This is a genomic window from Moorena sp. SIO2C4 (genome assembly GCF_010672485.1).
GTDB lineage: Bacteria > Cyanobacteriota > Cyanobacteriia > Cyanobacteriales > Coleofasciculaceae > Moorena > Moorena producens.
In genome coordinates this window covers 1-5,354 of sequence record NZ_JAAHGN010000499.1, presented here as the reverse complement: position 1 = coordinate 5,354, position 5,354 = coordinate 1, and the positions used below count along the sequence as shown (strand labels likewise).

Genomic DNA, 5,354 nt, shown 5'->3' with positions numbered 1-5,354 from the left:
TAATTATGGCTCAATCAGGACTTACGCAGCAACTCTACTTGTAGGGTCTCCCTCAGGACCCTACACCATCAGCATGTTTGTTGCCCAGTTTTGCGTAAGTCCTGTCAAAGTCAGCCTACACCCACGCGCTCACCCTATCCTGACTCTGAACGCCGTGCATTGAAGAGTGGAGTGTTGTGGAAATGAAGCTAAAGCTTTCCAGCATGGTAAAAATATGCTACCACAACGAGAGTACCCAAAACTGATTAGGAGAGCATTAATGCATTTTCCAACGCGGTACTTCCTGCTTGTTCCGGCGACTGTACTCATGAGCTTATTGACCGTTAGCTGTAGTGGCAAAAAAGTTGAATGTCAGAAAATTATTGAAGTGGCGAACCAGGCAGTTGAAGAAGCTAAAACCCTGACTAATGGTGGAGAATCAAGTGATCCCGAGGCAATGCTCCAGGCAGCTAATGCTATGGAGGGGGCATCTCAAGACATGGAATCGATAATAGTTAAGGACGAACAGCTCCAAGACTATCAAGCTGGTTTTATTAAGATGTATCGCAATACCAGCAAGGCGACTCGCGACTTTGTAGAGGCTTTTAACAAGCAAGACCGCTCAGCTGCGGAGGAAGCCTTGAGCAATTTGCAGAAAGCCACCACCCCAGAACCAAAATTAGTGGCGGATATTAATACCTACTGCTCAGCTAACTAGGGGGTTGAAACAGTTAATAAAACCCTATTATTACCTCGACGTCTGTATTGCCAGACAGGTTGTTTAGATGTCTTGTGGTGGGCTGACTGCGCTATAGAATCGCCGTCTAGAGCGCAGCTGAAAAACCCGATATTTTTATATGCTAGTTAGGCAATACCCAAAATACCGTAGCTGCTAGGTCTATAGTAAATTTACCATTCAAGTATATGGTATGTTTCGTTTCTCAAGTACTGCCAGTAGTATATGTGAAGTAACCCAACTTGCTTCGCTAACAGCGAAGCAAGGACGGTCTTATTCGTCTTTAGGATTTCCCGCTTCATCCGCCGATGCCACGTTGGGTACTCCCTAAGAATAGAAAGTCCAGAACTGAATCTGGTGATGGTCTTACTCAGCGTCCACAGGCAGTCGCCCGTCTTCCACAGGCAATAATTCTTTTTGCCGCTTGGTTTTCGCCGTTTGTAACGGTCGTGCCAGTTGATTTATGTCTAAATGACATCTTGCGCTTGCCTTTTCTGCACGCTGTTGCGAACGGTGGTCGAGTTCGTTTACGCGCTTTGACTACATCTCTATTCCACCTAGCTCGACTATCATCAGCCCATGCCTAACCATGTAGACCTAAGCCAGTTATATTCATATTAGCATATAATCAACTATTTGACTATCCATCCCCACCGTCAAAGTTGGATGGGGAATTCCGCCATTTTTGTTAAACAATCTGCCTTTGAGATCTAATGAAATATGCCTTGGTTCATGAGTGGTTGACTCCCAAAGCAACTGGTGGCTCAGAACTGGTAGTGCAAGAAATACTCAAACACATTGATGCTGACCTGTACGCCCTGATTGATTTTGAATCAACCAATCCCCAGAGTTATCTATATCAGCGCTCTATTGGCACAACATTCCTACAGAACTTACCCTTCGCTCGTAACGGGGTTCAGAAATATCTGCCGCTGCTACCCTTAGCGATTGAACAGCTGGAACTAGGGGAGTATAATATTATACTCTCCTCTTCCCATGCTGTTGCCAAGGGTGTCCTTACTAGTCCCCAACAACTGCACATCTGTTACTGCCATACGCCCATGCGTTATGCCTGGGACTTGACCTTTGATTATTTGCGCAGTAGTTCTATGGGACAGGGTTTTCCAGGGTTGATCACTCGCTATCTGCTTCATCGGTTACGTCAGTGGGACGTGATTACAGCAAATCGGGTGGATTACTTTATTGCCAACTCTCATCACACAGCACGGCGGATCTGGCGCTGCTATCGGCGTAGGGCTGAAGTTATTTACCCACCGGTTAATATTGAACGTTTTCCTTTCCAGGAAGAAAAAGAAGATTTTTATCTGACCGTTTCCCGGATAGTAAGTTACAAACAAGTATCTTTAATTGTTCAAGCTTTTAATCAACTGGGATACCCTCTCGTGGTGATTGGTGATGGCTCAGATTTAGCAGGGATTCGCAACTTGGCTCACAAGAATGTAAAATTTATGGGATTTCAACCCAATGAGGTGGTTGAGCAGTATATGGCTAAAGCTAAAGGGTTTGTCTATGCTGCCTGTGAGGATTTCGGCATTGCCCTGGTGGAAGCCCAAGCTTGTGGTACGCCGGTGATTGCCTATGGTGCTGGTGGGGCACTAGAAACAGTTCTAGATATTCGGCAACATTTAGACAGTGGTACAGGTCTATTGTTTCCAGAGCAAAGCTCAAGGGCTTTGATTGAAGCCATGGAAACCTTTGAGACCTTGGCAGGAAAGTTTAATCGGGAAGCGAGCCGGTTAAACGCTGCCAAATTTGCCCCCAACATTTTTGCTGATCGCTACCTGACATTTTTGGAAAACTGTTATCAAGACTACCAGTTTTAATTTCTCTGGTAAAAAATTAAATATCCTAGCTGGCTATGCGCTATAGCGAGTGTCTCGTAGCTTTATGATTATGACGTGTGGTGTGAATTGAAGGAGTGAGATGACTGCCGAAAGCCAACTTAACTCCGTCAAGATATTGCGAGCATTCGTGAAGCGAGGTTTTCAGCCCCTCGTTTCACGTCGTAGACACAAGAATCTGACTCGCTATCGCTTAGACGGAAATTTTGCCAAGCGACTGTTTGATGTGACCTTTTCCCTATCAGTTCTGATTTCGTTTTTTCCCGTTTACCTGCTACTGGCATTGCTAATTGTGATCAGCTCACCTGGACCAATTTTTTATGTTCAGGAGCGGGTGGGTAAAGACTACAAACCTTTTGCTTGCCTGAAATTTAGAACTATGGTGGAAAATGCCGACGAAATGTTGCTAGAGATGATCGAAAAATCCCCTCAGATACGGGAGGAATTTCAGGATAATTACAAGCTCAAGGATGATCCTCGAATTACTGGAATTGGAAAATTTCTACGGCTGACTAGCTTAGATGAGTTTCCTCAGTTCTGGAATGTACTCAACGGACAGATGAGTGTGGTTGGTCCAAGACCGTTAGTGCCAGAGGAATTGCCCAAATACGGGCGTCACATGGATAAAGTCTTGACAATTCGACCCGGAATTACTGGCTTATGGCAGGTTTCTGGACGCAATGACATACCTTACCACCGCCGTGTGCAAATTGATGTTTACTATGTCAGTTTCCGGAATTTTTGGCTGGATTTATGGATCATCGTGAAAACCATTGGTGTTGTTATTTTTCCCAAAAATAACGGTGCTTACTAGAGGTAACTAGTGCCTGCTAGAGGAGAAATTAGGTAATGGGTGACATTAGGTAATGGATCATGGGTAATGGGTAATAAGCCCAGTTGCCAATTACCCATTACTGATACCAAGTTGCTCTCAAACCTATTATTTAAGCTATTATTTATTGCTTAAGGGCTCAATTGAACGGAATGGGGAGATGGGAGTGAACAAGCTCCTATCTCCTACCCATGTCTTGATGCAGTCGCTCATGGGGGTTTCCCCCAAGACCGCTTAGGTGCGCTTTCCGTAGGCGAATTAAATTCGCCACGGGTCGCACCTCTGCATCGCTAAATGCAAGTCGGTATGATTACCTACTATCAGCATAGTTTGTTGATATGATCGCCCTATCAAACCGGAGGGAAGATCAGATGAACAAAGCAGAACTACGCCGATCCCTGCTTCAAAAGCGCCAGTCTATGTCTGTAGAAGAATGGCGGCAAAAAAGCGATCGCATCTGTACCCATCTACAATCTGGCGTCCTAGTTACCCAGTCACAAACAGTTTTAGCCTATTTCAGTTTTCGACAAGAACCAGATCTAAGTCCCCTATTTACAGACACTAAGCACTGCTGGGGACTACCCCGATGTGTGGGAAAATCTCTCTTCTGGCATACCTGGAAGGCGGGCGTTCCATTGCAAAAAGGAAATTATGGTATTTTAGAACCCAAACCTAATGCTACCACCCTAGAGCCAAAGGATGTGAATTTAATCCTTGTACCCGCTGTGGCTTGTGACCAGCGGGGGTATCGTTTGGGCTACGGTGGTGGTTTCTATGACCGACTGCTGAATTCACCAGAGTGGGATTCTATTCCTACCATCGGCATTGTATTTGAATTTGCCTATATACCTCAACTACCCATTGATGAGTGGGACAAAGGCTTGCACAGTGTTTGTACAGAAACAGGATTCAAGAGGGTGGAACAGATCTGAAATTCCGTGTTTCATACTGTTTCATACTCTTGCTGTACAAAAACTTGAGACTTCGTACTTCATTTAGTAGACGATTGACAATTAAGCGCTCCCTTTGGATAAGCAATACGTTGGTGATTATATTGTTGCCAAACTCTGATGAACACTTGGGCAATTTTTGATAAATCCTGCCGGGTTAGCCCAGAATCGACTAATTGGTTGTCCTGCCAGCGAGCTTTGAGAATTTTATTGACCACCGTAAGAGCAGTTTCCGGAGTGACCTCTTTGAGTGAGCGTAGCGCCGCTTCACAGGCATCAGCTAACATAACTACACCAGTTTCCTGGGACTGGGGAATTGGACCGTCATAACGAAAATATGACTCGTCCACAGACCCAGTACCTTCAAGTTGAGCTTTTTGCTGAGCCTGGAAATAAAAATAGGAAATCAGCAATTTCCCCTGATGCTCTGGGATAAAGTCCCGCACTGCCTTGGGTAACTGGTGCTTACGAGCCATAACCAGTCCTTCGGTAACGTGCTTTTTGATAATTTCAGCACTCTTGAAAGGATCATTAATCTGATCATGCTTGTTCGGACCACCCATTTGATTTTCTATAAACCCTAACGGATCGTGCATTTTACCAATGTCATGGTAGAGCGTACCTGCCCGAACCAGTTCCACATTACAGTGGAGTTCTTGAGCCGCTGCTTCTGCCAAAGAAGCAACAAACAGAGTATGTTGAAACGTTCCAGGTGCCTCAGTAGCTAGACGCTTGAGCAAGGGACGGTTGGGATTAGACAATTCTGCCAGACGAATCGGTGTCACCAGGTCAAACAAACGTTCCAGGTAAGGTGATAGCCCCAGGGCGACAATACTCCAAGCTAAGCCAGACAAACCTAATAACAAGGCTCCTGGCAGAACTGCAGACCAAATTGTACTAGCAGTGGCACTAATAATCAGATTGATAATCAGGGAAACGACACCTTGAGTTAAGCCCACCCCAACTCCGAGCAGAGCCAATTCCTCTCGCGATCA

At 45.3% G+C, this 5,354-nt stretch carries 5 protein-coding genes and 1 pseudogene; 5 read left to right on the top strand and 1 reads right to left on the bottom strand.

Features of this window, described 5'->3' with window-relative positions; translation table 11 throughout:
* The first annotated feature begins 259 nt into the window (after positions 1–259).
* From F6K20_RS22915 to F6K20_RS22895, 5 genes are all read left to right on the top strand, one after another.
* Complete coding sequence (locus F6K20_RS22915) at positions 260–697, top strand: hypothetical protein (RefSeq protein ID WP_044491854.1); 438 nt, start codon at positions 260–262, stop codon at positions 695–697.
* Positions 698–1,023: 326 nt separating this feature from the next.
* Positions 1,024–1,302, top strand: coding sequence for a hypothetical protein (locus F6K20_RS22910; protein WP_131827274.1), 279 nt, complete (start codon positions 1,024–1,026; stop codon positions 1,300–1,302).
* A gap of 126 nt (positions 1,303–1,428) precedes the next feature.
* Positions 1,429–2,559 (top strand): glycosyltransferase, encoded by a 1,131-nt coding sequence (locus F6K20_RS22905; RefSeq protein ID WP_008177918.1) that lies wholly within the window; start codon positions 1,429–1,431, stop codon positions 2,557–2,559.
* 100 nt (positions 2,560–2,659) lie between these two features.
* Entirely contained in the window at positions 2,660–3,391 is a 732-nt protein-coding gene (locus F6K20_RS22900) for an undecaprenyl-phosphate galactose phosphotransferase family protein (RefSeq protein WP_008177920.1), read from the top strand.
* Between the two features lie 389 nt (positions 3,392–3,780).
* A complete protein-coding gene (locus tag F6K20_RS22895) occupies positions 3,781–4,341 on the top strand; it encodes a 5-formyltetrahydrofolate cyclo-ligase (RefSeq protein ID WP_044491881.1) in 561 nt (186 codons plus the stop codon).
* 59 nt (positions 4,342–4,400) lie between these two features.
* Here the strand turns inward: F6K20_RS22895 and F6K20_RS22890 are convergent.
* A pseudogene (locus F6K20_RS22890) lies at positions 4,401–5,354 on the bottom strand (HD family phosphohydrolase); the annotation flags it as partial.

Coding starts and splice junctions, on each gene's coding strand:
- F6K20_RS22895 (WP_044491881.1), top strand. CDS start 3,781: ATGAACAAAGCAGAACTACGCCGATCCCTGCTTCAAAAGCGCCAGTCT.
- F6K20_RS22910 (WP_131827274.1), top strand. CDS start 1,024: ATGCCACGTTGGGTACTCCCTAAGAATAGAAAGTCCAGAACTGAATCT.
- F6K20_RS22905 (WP_008177918.1), top strand. CDS start 1,429: ATGAAATATGCCTTGGTTCATGAGTGGTTGACTCCCAAAGCAACTGGT.
- F6K20_RS22915 (WP_044491854.1), top strand. CDS start 260: ATGCATTTTCCAACGCGGTACTTCCTGCTTGTTCCGGCGACTGTACTC.
- F6K20_RS22900 (WP_008177920.1), top strand. CDS start 2,660: ATGACTGCCGAAAGCCAACTTAACTCCGTCAAGATATTGCGAGCATTC.